Genomic DNA, 3,777 nt, shown 5'->3' on the forward strand with positions numbered 1-3,777 from the left:
TCGCCGGCGAGCGCCGAGGCGGCGAGGCCGGTCGCCGCGGGGACGATCTGCTGCAGGTAGAAGCGCGTCGAGGCGATCTTGGCTTCGAGGAAAGCGACGTCGCCGCTGCCCTCTGCGAGCGCCGCGCGCGCCGCCTTGTGCTGGATCGCCATCAGCCAGCCGCACGTCGCCGTCGCGAGCATCGTGAGATAGGGATAGCTGCCCGCGAGCCGGTCGCCGGTGTTCGCCGTCACCATCCAGTCGGTGACCGCGCGGCAGGCGTCGACGAGCTGCTGCAGCTCGGGGAAATCGGCGGCGCCGTGCGCGATATCGTCGATCAGGCCGCGGACCAGGTCGCCTCCCGCCATGCCGAGCTTGCGCCCGACGAGGTCGGCGGCCTGGATGCCGTTGGTGCCTTCGTAGATCGGCGCGATGCGCGCGTCGCGATAATGCTGCGCGGCGCCGGTTTCCTCGATGAAGCCCATGCCGCCGTGGACCTGGACGCCGAGACTTGCGACCTCGCAGCCGATATCGGTCGCGTGCGCCTTGACCAGCGGGATCAATATGTCGGCGCGCATCGCGGCGGCTTCGTCGCCGAGCTTGCCGAAGTCGATCTGCGCCGCGGCATAATAGGTCAGCGCACGCGCGGCTTCGGTTTGCGCGCGCATCCGCCACAGCATGCGGCGGACGTCGGGATGCTGGTCGATCGTCACCGGCGTGCGGTCCGCCGAACCCGCGAGCGCCGACTGAACGCGCTCGGCGGCGAAGCGCTGCGCCTGCTGCGTTGCGCGTTCGCCGATCTGGATACCCTGGCAGCCGATCATCAGGCGGGCGTTGTTCATCATCACGAACATCGCGCGCATCCCGCCCATTTCATCGCCGACAATCTCGCCGAGGCAATCCTCGTCCTCGCCATAGACCATGACGGCGGTCGGCGAGCCGTGGATGCCGAGCTTGTGCTCGATCGAGGCGCAATGAACGCCGTTCGAGTGCGCGGGTTTGCCGTCCGCATCGAGGCGGTATTTGGGGACGAGGAACAGCGAAATGCCGCGCGTTCCCTCGCTTGCGCCGGGGGTGCGCGCGAGGACGAGGTGGACGATATTGTCGGTGAGGTCATGCTCGCCGAAGGTGATGAAGATCTTTTGCCCCTTGATCCGGTAGAGGCCGGCATGCTCGCCCTCGGTGACCTTTTCGGCGGTCGAGCGCAGCGCGCCGACGTCGCTGCCCGCGGCGGGCTCGGTCAGGTTCATCGTGCCGTTCCACTCGCCGGTGATCAGCTTGGGGAGCCACGTCCGACGCTGTTCCTCGGTGCCATAGGCCATCAGCGCGTGGATCGCGCCGGGGGTGAGGATGCTGCACAGCGAGAAGCCCATGTTGGCGCTGCCGAGCGCCTCGATCACCACCGTCGCGAGCGTGAAGGGCAGGTCCTGTCCGCCATATTCGCCGGGGCCGTCGATGCTGCCCCAGCCTGCCTCGACGAACTGTTTGTACGCGTCCTTGAAGCCGGGGGGCATGGTCACCTGGCCATTGTCCCACTTGGGGTTGACCGTGTCGCCGACGCGGTTGAGCGGGGCGTAGACCTCGGCGGCGAAGTCGCCGATGCCGGTGACGATCGCCTCGACCATGTCGGGGGTCGCGGCGGCGAATCTGTCGTGGGCGGCCATCGCGTCGATGCGCGCGATATGGTTCAAGACGAAGAGTTGTTCGGTGGTGGGCGGCGTGTAGGTCATGGGCGCGGTTCTTTGCTGGTGAATATCGTTGCGCGGGCGCTATAGCGCGGCATGGCCCAAGCCTCAAAGCCCACTCTTGTTCGCGCGTTCGATAGCGCTTCTATCGCCGAAGCGGCGGCGCTGATCGCGGGCGGGCAGCCGGTCGCCGTGCCGACCGAGACGGTCTACGGCCTCGCCGCCGATGCGCGCAATCGGCAAGCGGTCGCGCGCATCTATGCCGCGAAGGGGCGGCCCGATTTCAATCCGCTGATCGTGCATGTGCCGGATTTGGCGGCCGCCGAGCGGCTGGGGGCGTTCGGTGCGGTCGAGCGGGCGCTCGCGGCGCGCTTCTGGCCGGGACCGCTGACATTGGTCGTGCCGCGTACCGATGGCTGTCCGGTGGCGAGCATAGCAACGGCGGGGCTCGATACGATTGCGCTGAGGGTGCCGGGGCACCGCGCGATGCAGGCATTGCTGGCGGAGAGCGGCGCGCCGCTTGCTGCGCCGAGCGCGAATGCGAGCGGGAAGGTGAGCCCGACGAAAGCCGAGCATGTGCTGGCGAGCCTCGATGGGCGGGTCGCGCTGGTGATCGACGACGGGCCGACGACGGCGGGCGTCGAATCGACGATTGCGCGGGTGGCGGACGGCGCGGTCGAGGTCTTGCGGCCGGGGCCGGTGACGCGCGAAATGCTGGGTGAGGCATCGGGCCTGCCGGTGACCGGGGTGCAGGGATCGGAGATCGCCGCACCCGGAATGCTCGCCAGCCATTATGCGCCGGGCAAGCCGGTGCGGCTGGGCGCGAGTGCGTTTGCGGACGATGAATATGGCATCGGGTTCGGCGCGGTTGCCGGTGATTATGATTTGAGCGCGGCGGGTGATTTGACCGAGGCGGCGGCGCGGCTGTTCGATGCGCTGCACGCGGGGGCGGCGAGCGCGAAGGCGAAGATTGCGGTGGCGGCGATTCCGGTCGAGGGGCTGGGCGCGGCGATCAACGACCGGCTGGCGCGGGCGGCGGTGTGAATTTTGGTTTCACGCGAAGACGCGAAGACGCGAAGAAGAAGGCTCGGGCCGACAGGCCCCATTCTCATGCGGCGTTGCGTCCGACGCCATGGTTGGAATGGGAAAGCCGCTTCGCGGCAAATGCGACATCTTCGCGCCTTCGCGTCTTCGCGTGAAATATTTTCCTAAGCCGCCGCCGGTTCGATCGGGTCGCCATGCGGCGCCTTGCGCGCGACGATCAGGCAGGCGGCGACGATCAGCAGCGCGCCGGCGAAGGTAGGCAGCGTCACCGCCTCATCATAGAAGAACCAGCCGAACAGCATCGCCCACAGGAAACCCGTATATTCCGTGGTCGCGAGGATCTGCGTTTCGGCGCGGGCATAGGCCCAGCTCAAAAGCAGCAGCGAGGTGGTCGCGAGGATCGCCGCGCCAAGGATGTGCGGCGCATGGCTCGCGTCGGGGACCGCGAGGAACCATGGCGCGCCAAGCGCGAGGATCGCGGCGACGAAGAAATTCTGGAAAAAGGCGATCTCCATCGGTTCGGCCATCTTCGCCTGCCGCCGCGCGAGGATGAGGTTGTAGGCGTAGAAGATGGCGGAGAGGAACACCGCGCCGACGGCGAGTAATGCCTCGTCCGAATAATCGCTGCCGCCGAGTTTCCCCGCGACAATGACGATCACCCCGCACAGGCCGAGCATCGACGCCGCGATCGAGCGCGGACCGATCTTCTCGCCGAGGAAGATCGCGGCCATGTAGAGCGCCATCAGCGGCGCGACAAAGGCGAGCGCGATCGCCTCGGCCATCGGCAGCCGCGCGAGCGCCCAGAAGAAGCTCAAGGCCATCCCCGCGACGAACAGCGAGCGCCAGGCGTGGATCCGCATCGTCGCCTTGTCGGGCCATTTGGGGCGGCTCCCAAAATAAAGCGCGCCCGCGAGAAGCGTGCCGGTGCCGGTGCGCCAGAGCACGGCGTTATAGGCGCCGATATCGATCGACAGCCCCTTCATCAGCACATCCATCGCCGAAAAGGTCGCGATGCCTGCGCATGCGATCAGGAAGGGGAGGACGGGCGAGGGCGAATCGGGGCGCATGC

Annotated in this window: 3 protein-coding genes; 1 reads left to right on the forward strand and 2 read right to left on the reverse strand. The window is 67.7% G+C overall.

The window, feature by feature from the left end:
* Positions 1 to 1,709 (reverse strand): acyl-CoA dehydrogenase (locus VJ811_RS11990; RefSeq protein WP_324072601.1); only part of this gene is annotated, 1,709 nt, incomplete at its 3' end.
* Between the two features lie 51 nt (positions 1,710 to 1,760).
* On the opposite strand from VJ811_RS11990, the gene VJ811_RS11995 reads away from it, so the two are divergent.
* Positions 1,761 to 2,708: an L-threonylcarbamoyladenylate synthase gene (locus tag VJ811_RS11995; RefSeq protein ID WP_324072603.1), complete on the forward strand. Its 948-nt coding sequence runs from the start codon at positions 1,761 to 1,763 to the stop codon at positions 2,706 to 2,708.
* A 164-nt stretch (positions 2,709 to 2,872) separates the two neighbouring features.
* Here the strand turns inward: VJ811_RS11995 and VJ811_RS12000 are convergent, their stop codons facing one another.
* Positions 2,873 to 3,775 (reverse strand): DMT family transporter, encoded by a 903-nt coding sequence (locus VJ811_RS12000; protein WP_324072605.1) that lies wholly within the window; start codon positions 3,773 to 3,775, stop codon positions 2,873 to 2,875.
* Positions 3,776 to 3,777: the final 2 nt, after the last annotated feature.

Origin of the sequence: Sphingopyxis sp. (genome assembly GCF_035250425.1) — a bacterium.
GTDB lineage: Bacteria > Pseudomonadota > Alphaproteobacteria > Sphingomonadales > Sphingomonadaceae > Sphingopyxis.

Bases quoted from the DNA above. Each gene is read 5' to 3' on its own strand.
- VJ811_RS12000 (WP_324072605.1), bottom strand. From the start codon at position 3,775: ATGCGCCCCGATTCGCCCTCGCCCGTCCTCCCCTTCCTGATCGCATGC.
- VJ811_RS11995 (WP_324072603.1), top strand. From the start codon at position 1,761: ATGGCCCAAGCCTCAAAGCCCACTCTTGTTCGCGCGTTCGATAGCGCT.